This is a genomic window from Bradyrhizobium sp. 160, from assembly GCF_023073735.1.
In the GTDB taxonomy this organism is placed as follows: Bacteria; Pseudomonadota; Alphaproteobacteria; order Rhizobiales; family Xanthobacteraceae; genus Bradyrhizobium.
The window spans coordinates 40179-62906 of the sequence record NZ_JADPKD010000008.1 but is presented as its reverse complement, the minus strand read 5'-3'; the positions used below and the strand labels follow the sequence as shown (position 1 = coordinate 62906).

Annotated in this window: 23 protein-coding genes and 2 pseudogenes; 14 read left to right on the top strand and 11 right to left on the bottom strand. The window is 63.4% G+C overall.

Features of this window, described 5'->3' with window-relative positions; genetic code table 11:
- Positions 1 to 12 precede the first annotated feature (12 nt).
- The 6 genes from IVA98_RS03020 to IVA98_RS02995 all read left to right on the top strand — a co-directional run bounded on the left by IVA98_RS03020 (position 13) and on the right by IVA98_RS02995 (position 5216).
- Positions 13 to 660 (top strand): TetR/AcrR family transcriptional regulator, encoded by a 648-nt coding sequence (locus IVA98_RS03020; RefSeq protein WP_249797067.1) that lies wholly within the window; start codon positions 13 to 15, stop codon positions 658 to 660.
- An 81-nt stretch (positions 661 to 741) separates the two neighbouring features.
- Positions 742 to 1512: an ABC transporter permease gene (locus IVA98_RS03015; protein ID WP_247297245.1), complete on the top strand. Its 771-nt coding sequence runs from the start codon at positions 742 to 744 to the stop codon at positions 1510 to 1512.
- 26 nt (positions 1513 to 1538) lie between these two features.
- Complete coding sequence (locus tag IVA98_RS03010) at positions 1539 to 2576, top strand: NAD-dependent epimerase/dehydratase family protein (protein ID WP_247297247.1); 1038 nt, start codon at positions 1539 to 1541, stop codon at positions 2574 to 2576.
- Complete coding sequence (locus IVA98_RS03005) at positions 2563 to 3384, top strand: GNAT family N-acetyltransferase (protein WP_247334687.1); 822 nt, start codon at positions 2563 to 2565, stop codon at positions 3382 to 3384. The genes IVA98_RS03010 and IVA98_RS03005 overlap by 14 nt, the downstream gene beginning before the upstream one ends.
- 6 nt (positions 3385 to 3390) lie before the next feature.
- On the top strand, positions 3391 to 4446 hold the full coding sequence (locus IVA98_RS03000) for a dihydrodipicolinate synthase family protein (RefSeq protein ID WP_247297251.1): 1056 nt from the start codon (positions 3391 to 3393) through the stop codon (positions 4444 to 4446).
- A complete protein-coding gene (locus IVA98_RS02995; RefSeq protein ID WP_247297253.1) occupies positions 4434 to 5216 on the top strand; it encodes an ABC transporter ATP-binding protein in 783 nt (260 codons plus the stop codon). Before IVA98_RS03000 ends, IVA98_RS02995 begins: the two co-directional genes overlap by 13 nt.
- A gap of 59 nt (positions 5217 to 5275) precedes the next feature.
- On the opposite strand, the gene IVA98_RS02990 is transcribed toward IVA98_RS02995, so the two are convergent.
- The 3 genes from IVA98_RS02990 to IVA98_RS02980 all read right to left on the bottom strand — a co-directional run bounded on the left by IVA98_RS02990 (position 5276) and on the right by IVA98_RS02980 (position 7750).
- The gene (locus IVA98_RS02990; protein ID WP_247297256.1) at positions 5276 to 6367 is read right to left on the bottom strand and encodes a TRAP transporter substrate-binding protein; all 1092 of its coding nucleotides are present in this window, start codon (positions 6365 to 6367) and stop codon (positions 5276 to 5278) included.
- 105 nt (positions 6368 to 6472) lie between these two features.
- Positions 6473 to 6730 carry a hypothetical protein gene (locus tag IVA98_RS02985; protein WP_247277300.1) on the bottom strand — a complete coding sequence of 86 codons (258 nt, stop codon included), beginning with the start codon at positions 6728 to 6730 and terminating at the stop codon, positions 6473 to 6475.
- 66 nt (positions 6731 to 6796) lie between these two features.
- The gene (locus tag IVA98_RS02980) at positions 6797 to 7750 is read right to left on the bottom strand and encodes a DUF2778 domain-containing protein (protein WP_247297300.1); all 954 of its coding nucleotides are present in this window, start codon (positions 7748 to 7750) and stop codon (positions 6797 to 6799) included.
- A 212-nt stretch (positions 7751 to 7962) separates the two neighbouring features.
- Here IVA98_RS02980 and IVA98_RS02975 point away from each other — a divergent pair, with 212 nt between their 5' ends.
- Both IVA98_RS02975 and IVA98_RS02970 read left to right on the top strand, forming a co-directional pair.
- Positions 7963 to 8406 carry a DUF1810 domain-containing protein gene (locus IVA98_RS02975; protein WP_247297258.1) on the top strand — a complete coding sequence of 148 codons (444 nt, stop codon included), beginning with the start codon at positions 7963 to 7965 and terminating at the stop codon, positions 8404 to 8406.
- A gap of 93 nt (positions 8407 to 8499) precedes the next feature.
- Complete coding sequence (locus IVA98_RS02970) at positions 8500 to 10581, top strand: methyl-accepting chemotaxis protein (RefSeq protein ID WP_247334683.1); 2082 nt, start codon at positions 8500 to 8502, stop codon at positions 10579 to 10581.
- A gap of 6 nt (positions 10582 to 10587) precedes the next feature.
- Here IVA98_RS02970 and IVA98_RS02965 read toward each other — a convergent pair whose 3' ends face one another.
- From IVA98_RS02965 to IVA98_RS02955, 3 genes are all read right to left on the bottom strand, one after another.
- On the bottom strand, positions 10588 to 11178 hold the full coding sequence (locus IVA98_RS02965; protein WP_247297262.1) for an NADPH-dependent FMN reductase: 591 nt from the start codon (positions 11176 to 11178) through the stop codon (positions 10588 to 10590).
- Between the two features lie 107 nt (positions 11179 to 11285).
- A complete protein-coding gene (locus IVA98_RS02960; protein WP_247354265.1) occupies positions 11286 to 11444 on the bottom strand; it encodes a hypothetical protein in 159 nt (52 codons plus the stop codon).
- 178 nt (positions 11445 to 11622) lie between these two features.
- Positions 11623 to 11865, bottom strand: a complete 243-nt coding sequence (locus IVA98_RS02955; RefSeq protein ID WP_247297266.1) for a nitroreductase family protein — start codon at positions 11863 to 11865, stop codon at positions 11623 to 11625.
- Between IVA98_RS02955 and IVA98_RS02950 the strand changes: the two genes are divergently transcribed.
- A complete protein-coding gene (locus IVA98_RS02950) occupies positions 11864 to 12826 on the top strand; it encodes an alpha/beta hydrolase (protein ID WP_247297268.1) in 963 nt (320 codons plus the stop codon). The genes IVA98_RS02955 and IVA98_RS02950 overlap by 2 nt on opposite strands.
- Before the next feature lie 5 nt (positions 12827 to 12831).
- Here the strand turns inward: IVA98_RS02950 and IVA98_RS02945 are convergent.
- Positions 12832 to 13295: pseudogene (locus IVA98_RS02945) on the bottom strand (cupin domain-containing protein).
- Positions 13296 to 13495: 200 nt separating this feature from the next.
- Here IVA98_RS02945 and IVA98_RS02940 point away from each other — a divergent pair.
- Entirely contained in the window at positions 13496 to 13744 is a 249-nt protein-coding gene (locus tag IVA98_RS02940; RefSeq protein WP_247277308.1) for a hypothetical protein, read from the top strand.
- Positions 13745 to 13786: 42 nt separating this feature from the next.
- Here IVA98_RS02940 and IVA98_RS02935 read toward each other — a convergent pair whose 3' ends face one another.
- Positions 13787 to 14662: an MBL fold metallo-hydrolase gene (locus tag IVA98_RS02935; RefSeq protein WP_247297276.1), complete on the bottom strand. Its 876-nt coding sequence runs from the start codon at positions 14660 to 14662 to the stop codon at positions 13787 to 13789.
- 142 nt (positions 14663 to 14804) lie between these two features.
- On the opposite strand from IVA98_RS02935, the pseudogene IVA98_RS02930 reads away from it, so the two are divergent.
- Positions 14805 to 15786: pseudogene (locus IVA98_RS02930) on the top strand (glycerophosphodiester phosphodiesterase family protein).
- Here IVA98_RS02930 and IVA98_RS02925 read toward each other — a convergent pair.
- Positions 15783 to 17405, bottom strand: coding sequence for an ABC-F family ATP-binding cassette domain-containing protein (locus IVA98_RS02925; RefSeq protein ID WP_247297277.1), 1623 nt, complete (start codon positions 17403 to 17405; stop codon positions 15783 to 15785). The pseudogene IVA98_RS02930 and the gene IVA98_RS02925 sit on opposite strands and share 4 nt — an antisense overlap.
- A 380-nt stretch (positions 17406 to 17785) precedes the next feature.
- On the opposite strand from IVA98_RS02925, the gene IVA98_RS02920 reads away from it, so the two are divergent.
- Positions 17786 to 18304: a DUF992 domain-containing protein gene (locus tag IVA98_RS02920; protein ID WP_247297278.1), complete on the top strand. Its 519-nt coding sequence runs from the start codon at positions 17786 to 17788 to the stop codon at positions 18302 to 18304.
- A gap of 171 nt (positions 18305 to 18475) precedes the next feature.
- Here the strand turns inward: IVA98_RS02920 and IVA98_RS02915 are convergent, their stop codons facing one another.
- On the bottom strand, positions 18476 to 19417 hold the full coding sequence (locus tag IVA98_RS02915) for an alpha/beta fold hydrolase (protein WP_247334676.1): 942 nt from the start codon (positions 19415 to 19417) through the stop codon (positions 18476 to 18478).
- 237 nt (positions 19418 to 19654) lie between these two features.
- Between IVA98_RS02915 and IVA98_RS02910 the strand changes: the two genes are divergently transcribed.
- Both IVA98_RS02910 and IVA98_RS02905 read left to right on the top strand, forming a co-directional pair.
- Complete coding sequence (locus IVA98_RS02910) at positions 19655 to 20251, top strand: phasin family protein (protein ID WP_247297280.1); 597 nt, start codon at positions 19655 to 19657, stop codon at positions 20249 to 20251.
- A gap of 644 nt (positions 20252 to 20895) precedes the next feature.
- Entirely contained in the window at positions 20896 to 21585 is a 690-nt protein-coding gene (locus IVA98_RS02905) for a hypothetical protein (RefSeq protein ID WP_247334673.1), read from the top strand.
- A gap of 620 nt (positions 21586 to 22205) precedes the next feature.
- On the opposite strand, the gene IVA98_RS02900 is transcribed toward IVA98_RS02905, so the two are convergent.
- Positions 22206 to 22499 (bottom strand): hypothetical protein, encoded by a 294-nt coding sequence (locus IVA98_RS02900; RefSeq protein ID WP_247297287.1) that lies wholly within the window; start codon positions 22497 to 22499, stop codon positions 22206 to 22208.
- Positions 22500 to 22728 lie beyond the last annotated feature (229 nt).

The following is a 22728-nucleotide window of genomic DNA, read 5'->3' as shown; positions in this document are numbered from 1 at the left end:
GTTTGGTTGGAAATGCCTGCAAAACGATCTGGCGACACCGTGCCGCAGCGCCGTGATCCCGTCGCCACCCGCAACAAGCTGCTCACCGCGGCGCGGCTGGAATTCGCCCGGCACGGCTTTGCGGGGGCCCGCGTCGACGAGATCGCCGAGCGTGCCGGCGTAAACAAGCAGCTCGTCTATCACTATTTCGGCGACAAGGACGCGCTCTACCTCGCCGTGCTCGAATGGGTCTATGAGGACATCCGCGAGCAGGAGCGCAAGCTCAAGCTCGAAGGCCTGCCGCCGGAAAAGGCCATCCGCAGGCTGATCGAAGCCTCATTCGACCATCTGGCGGCAAACCCCGATTTCATCGTGCTTCTGAACGACGAGAACCGCGGCGGCGCTCGCCACGTCCGCGGCTCGACGCGGCTGGAGGCGATGCATTCCCCGCTGGTGAGAAGCGTCTCCCACATCCTCAACGAGGGGGTACGCGCCGGCGTGTTCCGCAAGGGGATCGATCCCGTTCAGCTCTATATCTCGATTGCGGGCCTCAGCTATTTCTTCTTCTCCAACACGCCGACGCTGTCGGCGATCTTCGGTAAGGACCTGTCGAGCCGCACCCAGCGCCGCGCCCGCCGCAGGCACGTCGCCGATTTGGTGCTGCAGTCGCTGCGACCCTAATCAACCAACTGGTTGAAACTTCGCTCAAAGCCGATTAGGCTCGTCGTAGCGGCAAGTGACCGTCGCAACAGGGAGCAATCGGTGACAGGAGACGCGGCCCGCACCTCGCGCAGCTTTGCGATCATCCTGATCGTGCATCTTGCTGTGCTCGTGCTCTGGCAGGTCGCGGTCGATGCTTTCCACGTGCCGAAATTCATCCTGCCCTCGCCGCTCGCCACCGTGCAGACGCTGGCAACCACAGGCTATGCCTGGGGTGCCAACACGCTGGTGACGGCGATCGAGATCCTCGGCGGCTTCGCGCTTGGCGCCTTCGTCGGCGTTGCGCTGGCCGTGATCTTCAGCTGGGCGCCGCTGCTCAGCCTCGCGCTGCTGCCGCTGTTCGTGACGCTGAACATGATTCCGAAGGTCGCGCTCGGCCCGCTCTTCATCGTCTGGTTCTCCTACGGCATCGTGCCGAACATTTTGATCGCCTTCAGCATCTGCTTCTTTCCGATCCTGCTCACCACCGCGCGGGGCCTGCGCGAGGTCGAGCCCGATCTGCTCGATCTCGTCAAATCGCTGCGCGGCTCGCGCTGGACGCTTTTCCGAAAGATCCAGCTACCGGGATCGCTGCCTTACATCTTCTCCGGCATGAAGGTCGGCGCCATCCTCGCGGTGGCCGGTGCCATCGTCGGCGAGTTCATCGCCTCCGAGCGCGGGCTGGGCTACCTCATGATCCAGGTGCAGTCGTCGCTCGACACGCCCGCGATGGTGATGGCCGTCGTGCTGCTAACGCTGCTGGGGGTCGCCCTCTACGGCCTGGTGCTCGCCCTCGAACGCATGTTCGTGGTTGGCGACGCGAGACAGACCTGACAACGGCAGAACTAAGGACCAAATCCATGTTGCTCACCCGCCAGACCCTGCCCAAGACCATCCCTGACGTCGCTGCGCTCGACGAGCTCCTGTGCCGGCCGACGCAGGCACTGATCGATGACCTCAGGAACGTCGAGGGCGACATCATGATCCTTGGCGTCGCCGGCAAGATGGGCCCGACGCTGGCGGGGCTCGCAAAAGCTGCCGCGCCGGACCGCCGCGTCATCGGTGTCGCGCGCTTCAGCGACGCCAGTGTCAAGGACTGGCTGCACGCGCGCGCCATCGAGACGATCAATTGCGATTTGATGGACGAAAGCGCCATTCACGCGCTGCCGAAGGCGCCCAACATCATCTTCATGGCCGGCCGCAAGTTCGGCGCGGAGGGCGATCTGTCGCTGACCTGGGCGATGAACGCGCATGTGCCGGCCCTGGTCGCGCAGGCCTTCCCCGCGTCCCGGATCGTGGCGTTCTCGACCGGCTGCATCTATCCCTTTGTCCCCGTCGACGGTAAGGGCTCGACCGAGGACATGGCGCCGAACCCGCCCGGCGAGTATGCCCAGTCCTGCGTCGGACGCGAGCGGATGTTCGAATATTTTTCGCGCAAATTCGGAACACCGGGCCGCCTGTTCCGCCTCAACTACGCGATCGACATGCGCTATGGCGTGTTGCACGACATCGCCACGAAAGTGCTGACGGGCACGCCAATCGACGTCAGCCTCGGTCACGTCAACTTCATCTGGCAGGGCGATGCGTCCGCCCAGGCGCTGCGCTGCCTCGCCCATTGCACGACACCGACCTCCCCGATCAATGTCAGCGGCCACGAGATCCTCGCGGTGCGCGATCTCGCGCAGAAGTTCGGTGCGAGGTTCGGCCGCGCACCGGTGCTGACAGGCAAGGAAGAGCCGACGGCATGGCTGACCGACACGTCGAAAGCGGTCGAACTGTTCGGTTTGCCGGTCGTCGACACCGAGCAGTTGATCGCCTGGACCGCGGACTGGGTCTCCCGCGCCATGCCGACGCTTGGCAAGCCCACCAAATACGAGGTGCGCGATGGACGCTACTGACGGTCCGCCCGTCATCAAGCTCGGCGTCGCCGATGCGAACGCCGGGCTGGCGCTGTCGACGGAAGCGCGCTGGAACCAGACCGAACAGGATTGGCGCGTTTTCCTGCGCGATGGTGTCGTGTTCGGCATCCGCGAGGGCGCGCGACTGGTGGCGACCGCAGCACTGCTGCCGTATTCCGGCAACAACGCCTGGATCAGCATGGTGCTGGTGTCGGCAAGGCATCGCCGCCGTGGTCTGGCGACACGCCTCGTCGATGCCTGCCTGGAAGCGGCGCGCAAGAACGGTCTCACGAGCTGGCTCGATGCGACGCCCGACGGCGCCGCCGTCTACGGGCGCCTCGGCTTCACACCGACTCTGCAATTGCGGCGGCTGAAGCTGATGAAACCTACGCCGGCATCTGCGGCGGCGCCGTCGGCCGCAACGCTCGAGGCGCTTTGTGCCCGCGACCAGCGCGCCACAGGTTTCGAACGGACCGCTCTGCTGACCGCCCTCGCACAGCGCGCCGGGTCGCGTATCGTCGCAGCCAATAGCAGCATTACGCTCGTCCGGGATGGCAGAACCGCGCGCCATATCGGCCCCTTGTTCGCGGATCATGCCGTCGAAGCGCTGGCTCTGGTTCGCGTGATTGCGGGATCCGAGAATGGCCCGCTCCTGCTCGACGCTGTCGCCTCGCAACCCGCGTTCCTCGACGGATTGACCGCCTCGGGCTGGACCATCGAGCGGCCGTTTCAGCGCATGCGGTTCGGCCCTCCAACCGCCGCGGCCGAAGAAACGCCATTCGCCGTCGCCGGCCCCGAATTCGGATAGGACATCATGCACCACAGCCAGATCAACAGCGACATCCGCAAGCTGATCGCCGAGGGCACCGTGCTGCCGGCGCATCCCCTCGCCCTCACCGCCGAGCGCCAGCTCGACAAGACGCATCAGCGCGCGCTGACGCGCTATTACGTCGATGCCGGCGCAGGCGGCCTTGCCGTCGGCGTGCACACGACGCAGTTCGCGATTCGCGACGTCGGCCTCTACCGTCCCGTGCTCGAGCTCGCCGCCGAGACAGCCGCGAGCTGGACCAAGCGTCCATTGGCGATGGTCGCAGGCCTTGCCGGCCCAACCAGCCAGGCAATCGCTGAGGCCCGCACCGCACGCGACGTCGGCTATCACGCCGGCCTGCTCAGCCTCGCCGCGATGAAGAGCGCCTCCGAGGATGAGATCATCGCGCATTGCACGGCGGTGGCCGCGGAGATCCCGCTGGTCGGCTTCTACCTCCAGCCGGCCGTGGGCGGCGTCATCCTCTCCAGCCAGTTCTGGCAGCGCTTCGCCTCGATCGACAATGTCATCGCGATCAAGATCGCGCCGTTTAACCGCTACAGGACTCTCGACGTGCTCCGCGGTGTTGCCGCCGCAGCCGCACTCGACCGCGTCGCGCTCTACACCGGCAATGACGACCACATCCTGCTCGACCTCACCCTGCCGTTCGACCTGCGCGACAAGGGCATCACCACGCGAACCTACTTCAAGGGCGGCCTGCTCGGCCATTGGTCGGTGTGGACCGCAAGCGCCATACAACTCTTCGAGCGCTGCAAGGCCGCGCGGCACAAGGACAGCGTTCCGGCCGACCTGCTCGCGCTCGACGCCCGCGTCACCGACTGCAACAGCGCGTTCTTCGACGTCGCCAACAACTTTCACGGCTGCATCGCCGGCTGCCACGAGGTGCTGCGGCGTCAGGGCCTGATGCAGGGCCTGTGGTGCCTCGATCCGAACGAGGGCCTCAGCCCCGGCCAGAAGCAGGAGATCGACCGCGTCTGTCGCGAGCACGCCGATCTCAGCGACGATGCCTTCGTCGCCGCCCATCTGAACAAATGGCTGGCATGAGCTCCGAGCCCTTCATCAGCCTGCGCGGCGTCCGGAAAGTCTACCGCAGCGGCGGCGCCGAATTCCTGGCAGTCTCCGACGTCACCATGGACGTGCAGGAAGGTGAGCTGGTCTCGCTGGTCGGCCCCTCCGGCTGCGGCAAGACCACGGTAATGAAGATCCTGGCTGGGCTGCACGGCGCTGACGGCGGCACAGTGACAATCGGCAATGCCAAGAGCCCGTTCGATCCGACCCGCGACATCGGCATGGTGTTCCAGCAGGCACTGCTCTTGAAGTGGCGCACCATTCTGGACAACGTGCTGCTGCCGGCCGAGATCGTCGGCCTGCCGATGAAGGCCGCGCGTGCGCGGGCGCACGATCTGCTCAATCTGGTCGGGCTTGCCGGTTACGAGCACAAATATCCGCAGCAGCTCTCCGGCGGTATGCAGCAGCGCACCGCGATCGCGCGCGCATTCATTCACGATCCAAAGCTGATCCTGATGGACGAGCCGTTCGGTGCGCTGGATGCGCTGACGCGCGAGCAGATGAATCTCGAGATGCTGCGGATCTGGCGTGAGAGCGGCAAGACAATCATCTTCGTCACGCACTCGATCCAGGAAGCCGTCTTCCTGTCCTCGCACTGCGCCGTGCTGACGGCGGGTCCGGCGAAGATGGCCGATTATTTCCCGATCGACCTGCCCTTCCCGCGCGACCTTCCGCTGAAGACCACGGATGCGTTCGGCGTCTATGCGCGAAGGATCTATGCGAAGCTGGGACTAGGCGCGACGTAGCTCGCCGTACGAAAATTCTCGTAGCAACCATTAAGATGGTTGCTACGAGAGCTGCGCGCTCAGCTCTTGTTGCGTGTCTTGCTGAGCAGATAATTGTCGTAGAAGTTCTCCGCGATCTGCGTGTAGAACAGCAGCTCCTTCATATAGGCGTCGTGGCTGTCCTTCGTCCGCCTGAACAGATCGCTCTTGGCGGCGAGCTCGTTCAGATGATCCTGGGTCGCGTTGTAGCAGGCCTCCAGCACCGGCTGCGGGAAGGCCCTCAGCTCCGCGCCATTGGCGATCAGCCGTTTCAGCGCCGCCGGATTCACGCTGTCGTATTTCTCGAGCATCCAGGCGCCGGCCGCAGATCCCGCCTGGTTGACGATCGCCTGATATTGCTTGGGCAGCGAGGCCCATTTCTCATCGTTGACGATCATGTGCAGCATGGCGCCGCCTTCCCACCAGCCCGGGAAATAATAGTATTTGGCGACCTTCTGGAAACCGAGCTTCTCGTCGTCATAGGGACCGACGAATTCGGCGGCATCGATCGTGCCCTTCTCGAGGGCCGGATAGACATCGCCGCCGGCGATCTGTTGCGGGACGACGCCGAGCCGCGCCAGCACATGGCCACCCATGCCCGCGATGCGGAATTTGAGTCCTTTGAGGTCGTCGACCGTCTTGATCTCCTTGCGGAACCAGCCGCCCATCTGGGTGCCGGAATTGCCGCAGAGGATGGCGTGGGCCTTGAAGGGTTTGAGCGCTTCGTTGGTGAGATCGGCGCCGCCGCCGAAGTGCCACCATGATTCCTGGTGGCGATGGTTCATGCCGAACGGCGCGCCGGTGGCATAGGCCAGCGCCGGCTCCTTGCCGATGTAGAAATAGAGCGGCGTCTGCGCCATCTCCACCGAGGCGGTGCTGACGGCATCGAGCGCCTGCAGGCCGGGCACGAGCTCGCCGGCGGCGAAGGTCTGGATCTGGAATTTGTTGTCGGTCGCTTCCGCGACGTATTTCGCGAACGTCTGCGCCGTACCGTAGATGGTGTCGAGCGACTTCGGGAAGCTCGAGGTTAGGCGCCATTTGATCTCGGGCGCGCCTTGCGCGAGCGCAGGGGCCGCAACCAGCGTCGTCGCGCCGGCGACCGCGCCGCCCTTGAGAAATGTACGGCGTTTCATTGGGGTCTCTCCCTAATAGTAAATCTCAAGCATATCGGCGTTCGGCCACGATGTCCGTCCTCGAATTGCGCTGGGGTCCATCGGGCCTGCGGGACTGTGAGCCCGTCAGAGCAGCTTCGCACTGACGAACAGCGCGCGCACGGCGTTGGTTGCCTGCACTGCCAACATGGCGTTACCGGCAGCGCCCTCCAGCGCCTCGACAGCATCCTCATGCAGGGAGCGGAATTCCATCCATTCCACAGACTTGAAATTGGTCAGGAACTGATAGGCCTGGCCGACGGTCGCAATCGCCAGCGTGTCACCGTTCAGCTTGATCTTGAACGTCGTCCGCAGCGGGGTCTCGGAGTTTGATGGATCACTCATGGGCTGCTTCTGGACGAGGACGACTTAACGAAGGGGAAACGGCAGCCCCGCCGCGGCAGGCAAGTCTCAGGAATCAGTGCTCGCGCGCTGCGAAGCGGTCGCAGAGCCGCGCAGGCTCGGCACCACGACCAGACGGTTGAACTCGCCATTGTCGTAGGCCTTGATGAAACGGTCATAGTCCTTGATCGAGACGCAACCGTTGGAATCGCCGCGCGGTCCGAGCATGTAATTGTGGGTGAGCAGGCCGACGCGCCCGAGCGCGTTGGTGCCTTCGACCGGCGTCATGCGCAGCGCGCGGACGCCATGGAACGGCTTTTCGCGCGGCTTCAGCTCGTAGGTCGCCGGCGGCGTCGCGCCGACCATGCGCCGATCGACATGGTCGGGGTTGTCCATCAGCGGGCCTAAGCCGGAATGGGCCTCGAGCGCCACGCCGCTTGGCAGGTAAACCGCCTTGGCCGAGATGTCATAGACCGCCGTCCGCGAATCGTAGCCGAGGGCCGCAAGATCGGGCGCCTTGCCGAACAGGCCGCTGTCGGGCGTCAGCGAGGCCAGCTTGATCTTGTCGGTGAATTTTTCGAAGAAATTGCGGTTATCGACCCGTGAACCAGTGTCGGCATACGCTTGGCTGGATGCGATCTGGGAGGCGAGATCGGCCTGGACCGGACGCGAGCGCGGCATCGGGATGGTGTCGGCGCGCTGCGAGGGCCTCGCCTCCTCGGCCGCAGGCCGATCGTCTTCTTCGGTCAGGATCGAGCGCCAGTCGTCGCCCTGGAGCCTCTCAGCCAGCATGGCCTTGGCATCGCGAAGCTTGAGCTGGACCGCGTTCAGGGCGGAGCGCTCCAGCGTCCGGAGGCCGAGTTCGCGGGCCGGCGGATTGCCGGAGGCCGAAGCGAAACGATCCTCGAATGAAGGGGCATTGGCCGGCGGCAACGCGGCGGAGACCAGTGGGGACGAATCGCCCATATCCGCGACCCACGCGGCGGCGCCAAGCGCCAGCGCGATCGCTGCCAGAGACAGCAAAATCGCTTCGGCTCGCCCGACACGGCGGCGCGACAACAGCCTCCCGGCATGTGCTGCGTCGGAAACCATCAGATCCCCAAATCGACCCCGGGGGTGCCCAACCCCCACCCGGAGACTCTATACCAGCTACCACATTGGGAGCCAAAAGTTAGGCATAATCGCGGCCGGCAAGGGCTGGCAACGGGTCCGGCAAGGCTTTCCCAAGGTATCCAATGACCGATCCTTTCGATCTCGAGCGCTTTATCCGGGCCCAGGACCCGGTCTATCGCGACGTGCAGGGCGAGCTGGCCCGGGGCCGGAAGCAGACTCACTGGATGTGGTTCATCTTCCCGCAGGTCGCCGGCCTCGGCGTCAGCGCCATGTCGCAGCGCTACGCGATCGGCTCCCGCGCGGAGGCCCAGGCCTATCTCGCCCATCCCGTCCTCGGGGCGCGCCTGATCGAATGTACCAGGCTCGTGCTCGCCGTTCAGGGGCGGACCATCAACGCGATCCTGGGCGCGCCGGATGATACGAAATTCCGCTCGTCGATGACGCTGTTCGGTGCGGTTTCCAATGAGCCTATTTTCGGCGAGGCCCTCGCCCGCTACTTCGCCGGCGAACGCGATCGCGCCACGCTGGAGATCCTGGCGAAGCTCGACGGACGGGCATCCGGCTGAGTTGACGCGAGCGGCAGCGTAAACCCGAGATTAATACCGGCTGCCTATCTTCCGAGCAAAATAATTCTCCCCGCGCCAATTGCCGGACAGATCATGAAAATCGGTACGCTCCTGACCACCGCCATCGTCTCGCTCTCGACCGTCGGCGGCGGCCTCGCCGTCTACGTCGCCGTGACCAAATACCAGATGATGGAGCGGATCGGCGAGGCGCAAGGCCGCCTGGCGATCGTCCGAGCGGCCAGCGACATCCCGCGCTATCTCAACCCGGAGCGCGGCTTTTCCACCAACATTCTCTACGGCCCCGCCACGATCGACCCTGCGCTGCTTGCCGAACAGGACAAGCTGCGCAAGCAGACCGACGGTGCTCGCGACAGGATGAACGCGCTGCGCAAAGAGCTGCCCGGCTCCTTCGAGGACGGCAGCACCATCGGCAGCAACATCGACGGCATCAATGCGAAATTCACGGCGCTGCGCGAGGCCATCGATAAGGCGCTCGCAGGGCCGGCAGAGGCCCGCAAGGACGCGGCCAAGAAGATCGTCGCCGACAATGCCGTGCTCAACAGCGGCGTGACCGCGCTGCTCAACGAGCAGGTCCGCCGCATGGCGATTCTCAACGGCGACGCCTACCGGCAGGCCAGCTACGCCAACATCGCGATGACGCTGCGTGACATCGGCGGCTTCAATTCCAGCCTGCACAAGAATCTCGTCGGCGGCAAGAAACCGGCGACCGACGCCGAGAAGGCCGAGATCAGCCGCTCGCAGGGCCGCAACGATCAGATCGTGATGACGCTACAGGAACTGCGCGGCAATCCGGCGACTCCAAGGAACGTCGCCGCTGCGCTGGAGAAGTTCAACGCGGTCTATGTCGAGGAGTTCGGCCGCGAGCTCAAGCTGGTGAAGGACGGCGCGGTCAGCGGCAAGTACGAACACGACGTGGACACCTATTACGCCGCCACGCAGCGCGGCCTCGGCACCATCATCGACGTTCGCGACGCCTTCTATGATAACGCCGAGCAGATCCTTGCCGGCGCCTCCTCGGCCGCACGCACCAGCTTCACCTTCGCCCTCGTCGGCCTCCTTGCCGTGCTGGTCGCCAGCGTCGGCCTCATTGTGGTGGTTCGCCGCCGCGTCTGCGCCCCGATCGTCAGCCTGACGAGGCGGATGTCGCGGCTTGCCGATGGCGAGGTTGCCGACGGCATCCCCGGTGCCGAGCGCTCCGACGAGATCGGCGCGATGGCCGCGGCGGTTCAGGTGTTCAAGGACAACATGATCCGGGCCGACCGGCTCGCCGCCGAGAAGCAGGCCGAGAACGACGGCAAGATGCGCCGTGCCCAGGCGCTTGACGACCTCACCCGCGCCTTCGAGGCCAAGGTCACCGAGCTGGTCGGCGGCCTGTCCCGGGCCTCCGCGACGATGGAAAGCACGGCACAGTCGATGACCTCGACCGCGGCCCAGACCAACAGCCAGGCCGCAATCGTCGCCGCCGCCTCCGAACAGACCTCGACCAACGTGCAGACGGTTGCCAGCGCCACCGAGGAGCTGACCTCGTCGATCGCTGAGATCGGCCGTCAGGTCGCGCAATCCACCGAGATCGCCGCCCGCGCCGTCGACAATGCCCGCCGCACCGGCGATACCGCGCGCACGCTCGCCGAGGGCGCGCAGAAGATCGGCGACGTCGTCACGCTGATCCAGAGCATCGCCGAGCAGACCAACCTGCTGGCGCTGAACGCGACCATCGAGGCCGCCCGCGCCGGCGATGCCGGCCGCGGCTTTGCGGTGGTTGCTTCCGAAGTGAAGTCGCTGGCCGGCCAGACTGCCAAGGCCACCACCGAAATCTCCGAGCAGATCACCGCGATCCAGAGCGCGAGCGACGAGACCGTTGCCGCGATCCGCAACGTCGCCGACGTCATCGCCGAGATCGACCAGATTGGCGCTGCGATTGCCGCCGCGATCGAGGAGCAGGGCTCGGCCACCAAGGAGATCGCCCGCAGCGTCCAGGAGGCCGCCCGCGGCACCCAGGAAGTCAACAGCAACATCTCCGGCGTGCAACGCGCCGCGGATGACTCGGGAGCCGCCGCCCGGGAGGTGCTAGGCGCCGCCGAGCAGCTCTCGACCCAGTCGCGCGATCTCGCCGGACAGTTCGACCGCTTCCTTGGCGAGGTCAGGGCGGCGTAAGACGTCTCAATAAGGCGGCGCCTTGCGCGCCCGCTGCGCCTTGGCCGCCTCGATCCACCACGCAAGATCGTCGGCAAAGCGCGGGAACGAGCGTTCCAGCGCCTTGCCGCCGTCGCCGATCGGCTCTCCGTCGTCCGACAGCGTCTGCGCGATCGGGCCGACGCCGATCGTGCTCGACACCACCACCATGCCCATCTCCGACAGCGTGCCGTGCCAGGCGGTCGCGGCGCGCGCGCCCGAGAGCCGGCCGGCCGAGTAGCTCGCGATCGCAGCCGGACGCCAGAACCATTCTTCGAGGAAATGGTCGGTGAGGTTTTTCAGGCCGGGCTGGATGCCCCAATTGTATTCGCCGGTGACAAAGACAAAACCGTCGGCGCCGCGGATCTGTCCGGCCAGCCTTTCCAGCGCCTCCGGCGCGGTGCCTTTGGGATATTCCTTGTACATGCGGTCCAGCATCGGCAGGCCGATCGTCTTGGCGTCGATGAATTCGACCTCCTGGCCGCGACCGCGCAGACGATTGATGACGAAGTTCGCAAGGCGGATGCCCATGCGGTCGGAACGATAGGAACCGTAGAGGACGAGGATGCGATTGCTCATGATGGGCCGCATCCTAGCATGTCGCTGAGGCGCGGAGCGATTCTCTTTGTCGCGGCGCTTGAGTGTCGCGATACTTGAGCGTCGCGATGCTCGAGCGTCGCGGCGCTTCAGTGCGTCGCGCGATATCTGGCGCGGTGCGGAATGGACCGGCAGGCCATGCCGTCGGCCAGCAGCTTCATGTCCTCGTGCTTGCCACTGCGGATCAGCCGGCCGAGCTCCTCGGGTGTGAAAGGAAGACTTGGATCGTCATCGATCGGGCGCCGCATTCGCGGACCAAATAAACGTCGAACCAGGCTAGCCAGCCGCCGCATGTCAATTCCCTCGCGCCAGCAACAAACCTCTTAGTCTGCATATTGTTCCTCCCGCACCTTCGAGATTGCAAGAGGCCGCTAACGACTCCGCGCCAAAAAAATTCCGCCGGAGAATAATCTCCTTCACGTCGTGCTATTCGGCAAAACCCACGTAGCGCACGAACTCGTCGTTATGTTCGCGGTCCGAGCGAACTGCATTCGCGGCAAAGCTGTCGTCGGGATAGCTCAGCGCAACGCAGGTCATGATCACCTCGTCCTCCGGAATCTCCCTGCCCGTTCGACCGGTGTTGCGGCAGAGCGCCGGTTGCCGATGCGGCGCGCAAAATCTATGCTGACCCGCAAGCAAGACCAAGAACCCCGCGAGGAGATACGCCATGGCCGCGCCGCTAGATCCCGTCATCGCCCAGATCATTCCGCTCATGCCGATGCGCGATCCCGCCACGATGACGCCACAGAGCGCCCGCGACTCCTTGCGCGCACTGGCTGCCTCGCGTGCGGCCATCCCGCCACCGCGCGTTGATAGCGTGCGGGATATCAAGGTGAAAGGCGGCGCTGGCCCGCTCGACGCACGCGTCTATCGGATCGGCTCGACACCTGCACCCACGGTGGTGTTCTTCCATGGCGGCGGCTGGGTTGCGGGCGATCTCGAAACCCACGACCGGCAGGCGCGCAACCTCGCGATCGAGACCGGCGCGGTCGTCGTCTCCGTCGACTATCGCCGTCCGCCCGAGACGCGCTTTCCCGGCGCCTTCGAGGATGCCTTCGCCGCCGTCAGTGACATCTTCAACCGCGTCGCGGAATTTGGCGGCGATGCGAAGCGCGTCGGCGTGGCCGGCGACAGCGCCGGCGGCAATCTCGCGGCGACCACCGCGATCGCTTGCCGCGATGCCGGCATCAAGCTTGCCGCGCAATTGTTGGTCTATCCCGTAACCGACGTCCTCGGTGCTTATGCCGATGCGCGCGAGAACGCGCGCTATCCCTCGCGCGCCGAGAATGCCGATGGTTATTTCCTGACGCGTGCCACGATGGAATGGTTTTGCGGCCATTATCTCGCCGATCCCCGCCTTGCTTCGGACTGGAGGGTCTCACCCCTGCGCGCGGCATCTCTCGCCGGTGTCGCACCCGCGGTCGTGACCACCGCCTGGTTCGATCCCCTGCGCGACGAGGGCGCGGCCTATGCGCGGGCACTGGAGGCGGCCGGCGTCCGCGTCAAGCACCATGAGGGTCCCGGCCTGATCCATGGCTATTTCGGCATGGGCGATGCCTCGGACGTCGCGCGCGCCGAGGCGCAGCGTGCACGCGCCGACTTCAAGGCCCTGCTCATGCGCGGCGTCTGACAGCGCTAGATGCTCCGCGCCCGCTGCTCGCCAGTGTGCCCCCAGGTTTCGTCCCAATCCTGGCCGGCAGCGTCGACGACGCGGCCGTCGGCTTCGAAGAACTTGTTCGGCACCTGGAAGATCGCCAGGATCAGGGCGCCCTCCGGGCACCAGGCGGCGTGCCGGCTGCCTGCCTCGCGCCAGATGAATTCGCCGGCTTTGCAGGCGATCCCCTTGGCCGGCCCCTCCTTGTCGACGAGCGCGCCTTCGATGACGTAGCTCTGCTCGATGCCGACATGCTCATGATCGGGCAGCACCGATCCCGGGGCAAAGCGCATCAAGGCGGTCATCAGACCGCTGCTGCGGTCGAACAGCAGCGTCTTGGCTTCGCAGCCCGGAAGCGTGTCTTTTGCCAATCCATGTCTTGGGGACGAACCAGATGAGAATGCCGATCCGCGGCTGCCTGGTCTTCGGGGCTCACGGCGTCCATCACGATGCTCCCTCTCTCTCAACTGTTCGAAGCTAGCAGGATCGCCCCGCCCGGTCAGCGAGCAGTGCAACAAGTGGGGGCGTTTGCCGATCGCGCCCGAAAAATTGGCAGGCCGACCGGACGGCGCCCGCTCATCCTGCTTGATTGCGCCATGATTCCCGGCTCCAATCTTCCCGCCATTCTGGTTTAGGGAGACACCCATGATGAAGCGGATTTTGCTCGCAGCGGTCGTTGCCACCTTTGCAGCGGGTTCGGCCTTCGCCGAGGACACCTGCGAGAGCAAGGCGGTCGGCAAGGACGGCAAACCGCTGGCCGGCGCCGCCAAGACCTCGTTCCTGAAAAAGTGCAAGGCCGACGCCTGTGCACCCAAGGCCGTCGGCTCCGACGGCAAGCCGCTCGCCGGTGCCGCCAAGAACAGTTTTATGAAGAAGTGCGAGGTCGGCGCGTAACCGCGCGCTGCCTCTCCTCCTTCGCCCCTCTGAATCAGAGCTTCACCCCCGCTTGAAGCGATAATCAAACGCGCCGTCCAGCGGCTTGATCCATCCCGCCGTCGGCGCCGGAAAATGCACCGGCAGAATCAGCGTGTCGGTGTCCGCAACCGACGCGAAGAATTTTCGCCGCGACACTGCCGACTGCTTCGGATCCCAGTCCGGCTTCGCCGACCATTCCGGCTCGCGGCACTGGATCTGGTGATGCATGAGGTCGCCCGCGACCACCGCGCGCTGGCCCTTGGAGACAATGTTCACGCAGCAATGGCAGGGCGAATGCCCAGGCGTCGGCGTCAGCGTCACAGTGTCATCGAGCGCGTAGTCATCATCCACCAGCAGCGCCTGCCCGGCCTCGACGATCGGCAGGCAATTGTCGCGAAACACGGTGCCGGGCGGGTTGCTGCCCTTGGCATGCTCGGCCTCCCAGGCCGCATACTCGCCCTTGTGAAAGACGTATTTCGCGTTCGGAAAGGTCGGCACCCAGCGCCCGTCGCGCAAGGTCGTATTCCAGCCGGTGTGGTCGATGTGCAGATGCGTGCAGAAGACGTAGTCGATCTGCTCGAAGCCGATGCCGAGCGCGAACAGTTCGTTGCGCCAGCGCTCCTTGCCCGGAAAATCGAACGGCGGCGGATGGCCCTTGTCCTCGCCGGTGCAGGTGTCGACCAGAATGGTGTAGCGCGGCGTGCGCACCACGAACGTCTGGTAGGTGATCACCATCATGCCGCGCTCGGCGTCGAACACTTCGGGCTCCATGGTCGGCAGATGGCGCTTGAACACGCCCTCGTCATAAGCCGGGAAAAAGTCCTGCGGCCGCCGCCACGGCCCTTCCCGCTCGATCACCGCATCGATGGTGATGTCGCCGATCCGGAGTTGCTTCATGGTTGTTTCGCTCCCCTTTTTGAGAAAGCGTAACGCACGGACTCGATGCCTTCAACCCGGCTGCGCATAGGTCTCCCATGCCTGGATCGCCGCAAATCAACCCCAAACCCCGCGGATCATGATCACGGAATAGGAATACCTCGTGGGCAGGAAACTGAAATTCGCGACGGCGGCCATGATTGCCGTCGCTGCTAGCCTCTACATCAACAACACCAGTCTTCTGGCGCCCCATCGCGACGGCAAGCCGGTATTGCTTGCCCATCGTGGCATGGCGCAACGCTTCGACGAGCGCGACCTGAAGAGCGACACCTGCACCGCCGCGCGAATGTTGCGGACGACGCACGACTATCTGGAAAACACGCTGCGCTCGATGCGCGCGAGCTTCGAGGCCGGTGCCGATGTCGTCGAACTCGACGTGCACCCGACCACCGACGGCGAATTCGCCGTATTCCATGATTGGACGCTCGACTGCCGCACCGATGGCCACGGCGTCACGCGCGAGCAGAGCATGGCGAGGCTGAAAACGCTCGATGTCGGCTACGGCTACACCGCCGACGGCGGCAAGACATTCCCGTTTCGCGGCAAGGCGTCGGAATGATGCCAACGCTCTACGATGTGTTTGCCGCCTTCCCCGACCGGCAGTTCCTCATCAACGTGAAGAGCCGCGACGCAAGTGAAGGCGAGAAACTTGCCACCGTACTGAACGCGCTGCCGGCCGAGCGCCGCCGAACGATCATGGTCTATGGCGGCGACGAGCCGATCGACGCGATCCGGCGCCTCAGCCCCGACGTCCGCACGATTTCACGCGCCGCCATCCGAACCTGTCTGATCCGCTATATCGGTTATGGCTGGACCGGCCTGGTGCCTGCGGCTTGCCGCAACGCCATGGTGCTGGTGCCGATCAACGCTGCACCTTGGCTATGGGGCTGGCCCGATCGCTTCCTTGCACGGATGAACGAGGTCAACAGCGCGGTATTCGTGCTCGGTCCCTACAGCAGCGGCGAGTTCTCCACCGGCATCGATACGCCGGAAAGTTCGCGCGGCTGCCGCAAGGCTATTCCGGCGGCATCTGGACCAACGAGATCGAGACAATCGCCAAGCTCGCGGGCAAGAGCAAAGATTAGCTCCGCAATCCCGGGGCCTCCTGCCCGGTGCGTGCGACGTATTCCGTGTAGCCACCGCCATATTGGTGGATGCCCTCCGGCGTCAGCTCCAGCACGCGGTTGGATAGCGTCGCCAAAAAATGCCGGTCGTGCGAAACGAACAGCATGGTGCCTTCGAAATCCGACAGCGCCGTGATCAGCATCTCCTTAGTGGCGAGGTCGAGATGGTTGGTCGGCTCGTCCAGCACCAAAAAGTTCGGCGGATCGAACAGCATCTTGGCCATCACCAGGCGCGCCTTCTCGCCGCCGGACAACACCCGGCAGCGCTTCTCGACGTCATCGCCGGAGAAGCCGAAGCAGCCGGCGAGCGCGCGCAAGGAGCCCTGCCCCGCGGTTGGAAACGCGTCCTCCAGCGACTGGAACACGGTGCGCTCGCCGTCGAGCAAATCCATCGCATGCTGGGCGAAATAGCCCATCTTGACGCTGCCCCCGAGCGCCACCGTGCCTTTGTCCGGCTCGCTCGCGCCGGCAACCAGCTTGAGCAGCGTCGACTTGCCGGCGCCGTTGACGCCCATCACGCACCACCGCTCGCGGCGGCGGATCATGAAATCGAGACCATCATAGATGCGCTTGTTGCCATAGCCCTTGTGCACGTTCTTGAGCGCAACGACGTCCTCGCCCGAGCGCGGCGCCGGCGGGAAGTCGAACGCAACGCTCTGGCGGCGGCGCGGCGGCTCGACGCGTTCGATCTTGTCGAGCTTCTTGACCCGGCTCTGCACCTGGGCGGCATGCGAGGCGCGCGCCTTGAAGCGCTCGATGAACTTGATCTCCTTGGCGAGCATGGCCTGCTGGCGTTCGAACTGCGCCTGCTGCTGCTTCTCGTTCTGCGCCCGCTGTTGCTCGTAGAATTCGTAATCGCCGGCGTAGGTGGTGAGCAAGCCGGAATCGATCTCGATCACCTTGGAGATCACGCGGTTGATGAACTCGCGGTCATGCGAGGTCATCAGCAGCGTGCCTTCGTAATCGTGCAGGAATGTTTCCAGCCAGATCAGGCTTTCCAGATCGAGATGGTTGCTCGGCTCGTCGAGCAGCATCACGTCGGGACGCATCAAAAGGATGCGCGCCAGCGCCACGCGCATCTTCCAGCCACCGGAGAGCTTGCCGACGTCACCATCCATCATCTCCTGGCTGAAGCCGAGGCCGGAGAGCGCCTCGCGGGCGCGACCGTCGAGCGCATAGCCGTCGAGCTCCTCGAAGCGGTGCTGCACCTCGCCATAGCGGGCGATGATCTCGTCCATCGCGTCGGCCTTGTCAGGATCGGCCATCGCAGCCTCGAGCTCGCGCAGCTCGGCCGCGACCTCGCTGACGGGACCTGCGCCATTCATGACTTCGGCCACGGCGCTGCGGCCGCTCATCTCGCCGACATCCTGGCTGAAATAGCCGATGGTAATGCCGCGATCGGTCGAGACCTGGCCCTCATCGGGCAGTTCCTCGCCGGCAATCATGCGGAACAAGGTGGTCTTACCGGCGCCGTTCGGACCGACGAGGCCGATCTTCTCGCCTTTGTTGAGAGCGGCGGAGGCTTCGATGAACAGGATCTGGTGGCCGGCTTGCTTGCTGACGTTGTCGAGGCGGATCATGCTTGTCTTTGGGGGAATTTTTGCGTTGCAGCGTCATAGGCCATGCCGGCCGCCAGGGGAAGCCCGGCGGGGCTCGAATCCTGGCGCGTCGGCTAAGGCGCGTCCATCTCATTCGCCGCCGCTGCAAATCACTTGGCGATTTTGTGTCCACCTTGGAGACACCTCGGCACCCGAAATAATCGTCCTCGGTGCTGGTCGCATGAGCGTCAGAACGGAGCCACACGTCGCGTCCGGCGCTGGTTCGACAGATCAGAGATTTGTCCTGTGATTTTGTCCTGTGATATTGAGATTCGCTTTCCCGACACCAGGAACATCGCAGGGCCGGCGCGTATTGAAGGACCATCAGAATACGCTCGACGGAGGCCCTCATGATTGGGACAATGCTGAACGAAACAAGGCTGACCAATTTGGCGACAGCGTGCGCGGCCCTGGCCCTCGTGCTCGCCACGGTTCCGGCAACGGCGCAGGAGGCCGGACGACCGAGAGTCGGCACACTCACGTGCAACATATCGCCCGGAGTCGGCATGATTGTTGCCGGACAACGGCAGTTGAGCTGCATCTATGCATCGGCGAGAGGCAGGGCGCGCGAGGCTTATGAAGGCACCGTCAGCACGCTTGGTCTCGATATAGGGGCCACGTCCGGCGGTCAGCTCGTTTGGGCCGTTTATGCACCGACCGCGGTTCGCCACGCCGCGTTGGCCGGAACCTATGCGGGCGCGACCGCCGGCGGCACTGTTGGCGCCGGAGTTGGTGCCAACCTCCTTGTGGGCGGGTCGGATCGCACGATCGCCTTGCAACCGGTATCCGTTCAGGCGCAAACAGGTGTGAACATCGCGGCAGGCATATCGCGAATGGAATTGCGGCCGGCCGCTGCGCCAGTGCGCCGCAGGGTGCAGTGACGCCGTCGCAGGCGAGTTGAAGCAGCAGTGGCGCCTTATCGGTGAGTCCGGGTCTGCCATGGCCACCGGTGCTCTCAGGACGTCACTGCTGGCTCATCGCAAAGATGCCGGAAAGTTCGCTTCGCGCAAGCAGAGTGCTCTCCTTCCGGCGAGGTCCCACAAGCCACCAGCTTAGGAATTTGCCATTGAATTGACGGCTTGCACAATGGCGGCGGGATCTGCGTACGTGACCATATGCCCGGCATTCGGAATGAGGTGAAGATCGGACCGAAGCAGCGCCTGATGTAAATCTTGCGCTTGTTTGTGTTCGATCACCTGGTCCTCTGTTCCATGGAATATTTGCACTTGATGGGCCATGGTCGAATAATAGGATTGGAATTGTGTCGCAGTTGGAATGAGGAGTGCACTTTCCTCCGCAGCCGCCCTCAACTGTGTGGGTCTGAGAACGAGAGACGCTGGAAATTCATTCTTGAACGTCTGCGGGACAGAACGGGGCGCGAAGATCTTACGGAGAGCTCCCGGCAAGACGGCCCACGAAATGATCGGCGCGACAGTGTAACTGACCAAGTCGCCCAGGACCGGTATGGCTGGACCGGACATCAGCCACACGTCCAACCGGACGGTCGGGAAGTAATACCCGGACGCAAGCACAAGACCCCGGATCGGATAATCCTTCCGCACGCCGAGAGCGATAGCGACAAAGGCGCCCCAAGAATGGCCCAGCACCACAGGATCACGGATCCCGAGTTGATTGAGCGCCTTCACCAATAGAGCTGCTTGAGCTGCTGCGGTCCATATTCGGAGCCGCGGCCGCTGACTATAACCAAAGCCCGGACGGTCGAAGCACACCACGCGATTGCTGCGAGCAAGAAGATCGACCAGGCCACTGATCGTGAAGTCCTGAATCATGGATCCGTTGCCATGGAGCAGCACAACACAAGGAGCCGCGGGATCGCCCCGATCGATATAGTGGAGTACCACGCCGTCGCACTCGAGGAACTTGCCGATTGGTGGATTCCTCCACGCGGCCAGTTTGGAGAAGCCGACGTTGCCGATGATGAGAAGTGCTAATAACAAGGCGACGATGAGCCATACGGTTTCGGCGGTGGTCATTATAGAGCCTTGATGATCGATGGGTCAGAACACGAGACCCGCAGTGCCGAGCAGATCAACCAATCCATCAAATAATTGGAAGTTGAAGCGCTCGTTCCTGCGCGCAACGGCGGAGGATTGATTAAAACTTGCTCGCCCCGGAACGGTCCAGAAATGCCCACGTTTGCTCGCGTAGGATCGCACCTGTGACGGAGAGCATAGGATCCGACCTCACCAACAACAACGATGGAGCAACAAATGGCCAATCCACGCCAGGAGGAAAAGTCTACCCAAAGCCCCGAGGACACAATCCGCCGCGCCGCCGAGAGGACCGCGGAGCAGACCAGACGGATCGGCTTAGCTACCGCTGAGGCCGGCGAGGAGGTGGCCCAAGCCAGCAGCCACCTGCTGCGACAAAATGCCGAGATGCTGCAAAACACTTGGCGCTTCGGCGTCGACATGGCCACCGCGATGATGGGCCGTTCGACTGATCAGCTTGGTCGCACGTTCGGTTTGACGGGCAATGAAGCGCAGCGGGCAACGGAACGCTCGGTCCGCAACGCCGAAGCAATCATGTACTCGACGACCGCAGTCGCCAAAGGAATGAATGGCGTCTCACGCGAGTACTTTGATTTCGTCCGACAGCAGATCGAAAGGACTATGGACCGCATGAATGACCTCTGGCGCTGCCGAACTCCTCACGACTTGGCGGCCGTGCAGACTGATCTGATGCGCGACACGATCAGTAGCGCCTTGGATACCAGCCGCCGGATGGCGGACATGTCTCTGAAGGTGGCTGACGACGCCGGAAACCATATAACCCAGACTATCGAACGCATGCGGCAGGCTGCCTAGCACGCCGGCATAATCATGGCGCACGTGCGCGGCTGAACCTCAGCCGCTCATGTGCCTTGCTGGAACTGCGGCCTCACCGCTCCAGATTCCTCAACGCACTGCATCAGCGCGGAGTAGACGACCACGTCAGCGGCTAAATCGCCGCTAGTCGCCTTTGAATCCGTTGCTCGGTCAAACTGCCTCCGAGCGGCCAGACGAACCACGTCGCTCCTAGCACTTTGCCGCGGACTTGTGAGCCGTAGTCTAGGAGGATGTCCGATTTGGGAGCACGCGCCGCTGTCCAGGCACCGCAGCCCGCATCCCGTTGACCGTCAACAGCCGATATCGCAATAGCCTCAGTGTAGTTCGGCTTGGGGCCGTAAGCTGCCATTGAAGCCGAAGGCACATTGACTCGATCCTGACCGGCTTTCTTCCCGATGTCCTAAAGTCTATCTTGGTTGAAAGGCACGAGGGGCAGCGAAATGCTACCAGCACCCATCACTTATTGCTTCTACCGTTGTCGCGGGCTCTGCCTTCACACTTGGGTCGTCGCGACTTTCGCAATCATGATGGCCTCCGCTCCACTGCAGGCTTCAACAGCACCAAGAACCTCAGCGTGCGGATACCTCACTGGTCTAATTGATAAGGCACCGCCATCAGGGCCGTTGTTCCTGCCCAGCTATCCGACCGTCGAAACGGGGCCTCTGCATGGCGCCGCCTACCTCTATGACAATGCGGTAGCCGCCATCGCATTGGTCGGTTGCGGTGAGCAAGACAAAGCGTATCGGATTGGCTCGGCGATTCTCTGGGCCATCGATAACGACCGCACCTGGCATGATGGACGGCTCAGGAACGCTTACGCCGCGGGTTTGGTGGCGAATGGGCCCGTAAAACTTCCAGGTTGGTGGGACAATACTCAGAACAAATGGCTAGAGGATCGATATCAGGTGGGCAGCGATGTTGGTAACATGGCATGGGCCATGTTGGCGTTGCTGTCGATTGATGTGAACACCGGCTCTCGATTCCGCGATGGTGCCGCACGGCTTGGCGCCTGGGTCGCGCAATGGGCCGATACGCGCGGTACTGGCGGTTTCACGGGCGGTACGTTTGGGCACGAGCCGACGCCGGAAGTGCGGACATGGAAATCGACTGAACATAATACTGACCTCGCTGCCGCGTTTGGCCTTCTTGCCATCCGTACAGGCGATTCGCGCTGGCGCGATAAGGCGATGGTTGCTGAGTACTTCGTAAATACGATGTGGGATCCGGGGTGCGCCTGTTTCGCCGCAGGACTGCTGAAGACGGTGTCACGCATAATCCGATTTTGGCTCTGGATGCCCAGATCTGGCCTTTAACAGCGCTTCACGGAGCGGCCGGGAAATTTGCATCGGCAATAACTACCGCCGAACAGCGAATGAGTGTTGGCGGAGGCTTCTCTTACGGTGAAGACCGGGACGGTGTGTGGACCGAAGGGACGGGCCAAATGGCTCTCTTGATGAAATTGCTCGGCAGGACTGAGAGGGCAGAATCGTTGATCGCTATCATCGAATCCCAGAGGTCGCCCGATGGTGGGTTCTATGCGACGACTGTCCGCGCGTTACCGACGGGGTTCGTGTTGGACACCGACCCGACCAAGCCACGACATTATTTCCGATTGTCACATCTTGGCGCAGCTTCGTGGGCTGCCCTCGCGGGATGTGGGTTCAATCCCTTACGATGACGAAAGGACTTCCCTAGCTGAGCCGCAGTGCTTCTCGTCTCGGCCGTTTTGGTCTGTTTTGATTTCGATATGTCCGCAAACGGTCAAAGACGGCCTTGGCCAGCTTGCATGACCCTGTTCGGGTCACCTTCAGGAAGCAGACCTCGCGGCGCTCTGAGCTAAGGGCCCGGACACCAACAGGACGATGTCAAAGACATGACAGCTTGTCGTTGTCATAGTCCGGCGCGTTTTAGCCTTGCATTGATCCCCGCTACCTCAATCCATCCCGCCAATGACGCCAAGAAACGAACCGCCGAAGAAAGAGGCAACAAGCATCATGAGATAGGTCGTCGCGGTGGGAGCAAGTTCTGGCTCGTGTTGAAAATGATGAAATCCGAGCAGCCCCAGCAGACAAAACCCCGCGCAGATTGTCGGCCAAAACGCCCGCCGCCGTGCTGCGAGCCGCTGGGCCGGGCTAGCCCACTGAGGCTGTGATAGATTTCTGGACCGACGAAGCGATACCGCGGCACTCACGACTACCACGACCAGACAGGCAGTGAGGAAGTACATCAGACATGTCCTCAACGCCAACCGTGGGCATCTTTGAAGACCATAGGCTGAGCCTATAGCGTGAATTAATTGCCACAACCCTAAAGCGATCGAGAAAAACGTCAGGCGCGTCGGATTGCTATAGCTGGCGAACTATGAACAAGCCGTGTGTAGACTTCTTGACGCGCCGCTTTGGCCAACCTCTGCCGTGGGATCACCGCCCGGCAATGGTCTGTCGTCCCTCCGGTAC

What these genes read in the sequence shown, in the direction of transcription:
- IVA98_RS02990 (WP_247297256.1), bottom strand. Translation starts at nt 6,367, where the DNA reads ATGAAACGCCGTACATTTCTCAAGGGCGGCGCGGTCGCCGGCGCGACG.
- IVA98_RS02950 (WP_247297268.1), top strand. Translation starts at nt 11,864, where the DNA reads ATGGCCGCGCCGCTAGATCCCGTCATCGCCCAGATCATTCCGCTCATG.
- IVA98_RS02925 (WP_247297277.1), bottom strand. Translation starts at nt 17,405, where the DNA reads ATGATCCGCCTCGACAACGTCAGCAAGCAAGCCGGCCACCAGATCCTG.
- IVA98_RS02935 (WP_247297276.1), bottom strand. Translation starts at nt 14,662, where the DNA reads ATGAAGCAACTCCGGATCGGCGACATCACCATCGATGCGGTGATCGAG.
- IVA98_RS03005 (WP_247334687.1), top strand. Translation starts at nt 2,563, where the DNA reads ATGGACGCTACTGACGGTCCGCCCGTCATCAAGCTCGGCGTCGCCGAT.
- IVA98_RS02955 (WP_247297266.1), bottom strand. Translation starts at nt 11,865, where the DNA reads ATGGCGTATCTCCTCGCGGGGTTCTTGGTCTTGCTTGCGGGTCAGCAT.
- IVA98_RS02970 (WP_247334683.1), top strand. Translation starts at nt 8,500, where the DNA reads ATGAAAATCGGTACGCTCCTGACCACCGCCATCGTCTCGCTCTCGACC.
- IVA98_RS03010 (WP_247297247.1), top strand. Translation starts at nt 1,539, where the DNA reads ATGTTGCTCACCCGCCAGACCCTGCCCAAGACCATCCCTGACGTCGCT.
- IVA98_RS02975 (WP_247297258.1), top strand. Translation starts at nt 7,963, where the DNA reads ATGACCGATCCTTTCGATCTCGAGCGCTTTATCCGGGCCCAGGACCCG.
- IVA98_RS03020 (WP_249797067.1), top strand. Translation starts at nt 13, where the DNA reads ATGCCTGCAAAACGATCTGGCGACACCGTGCCGCAGCGCCGTGATCCC.
- IVA98_RS03000 (WP_247297251.1), top strand. Translation starts at nt 3,391, where the DNA reads ATGCACCACAGCCAGATCAACAGCGACATCCGCAAGCTGATCGCCGAG.
- IVA98_RS02910 (WP_247297280.1), top strand. Translation starts at nt 19,655, where the DNA reads ATGGCCAATCCACGCCAGGAGGAAAAGTCTACCCAAAGCCCCGAGGAC.
- IVA98_RS02965 (WP_247297262.1), bottom strand. Translation starts at nt 11,178, where the DNA reads ATGAGCAATCGCATCCTCGTCCTCTACGGTTCCTATCGTTCCGACCGC.
- IVA98_RS02900 (WP_247297287.1), bottom strand. Translation starts at nt 22,499, where the DNA reads ATGTACTTCCTCACTGCCTGTCTGGTCGTGGTAGTCGTGAGTGCCGCG.
- IVA98_RS02960 (WP_247354265.1), bottom strand. Translation starts at nt 11,444, where the DNA reads ATGCGGCGCCCGATCGATGACGATCCAAGTCTTCCTTTCACACCCGAG.
- IVA98_RS02995 (WP_247297253.1), top strand. Translation starts at nt 4,434, where the DNA reads ATGGCTGGCATGAGCTCCGAGCCCTTCATCAGCCTGCGCGGCGTCCGG.
- IVA98_RS02940 (WP_247277308.1), top strand. Translation starts at nt 13,496, where the DNA reads ATGATGAAGCGGATTTTGCTCGCAGCGGTCGTTGCCACCTTTGCAGCG.
- IVA98_RS02985 (WP_247277300.1), bottom strand. Translation starts at nt 6,730, where the DNA reads ATGAGTGATCCATCAAACTCCGAGACCCCGCTGCGGACGACGTTCAAG.
- IVA98_RS02920 (WP_247297278.1), top strand. Translation starts at nt 17,786, where the DNA reads ATGCTGAACGAAACAAGGCTGACCAATTTGGCGACAGCGTGCGCGGCC.
- IVA98_RS02915 (WP_247334676.1), bottom strand. Translation starts at nt 19,417, where the DNA reads ATGACCACCGCCGAAACCGTATGGCTCATCGTCGCCTTGTTATTAGCA.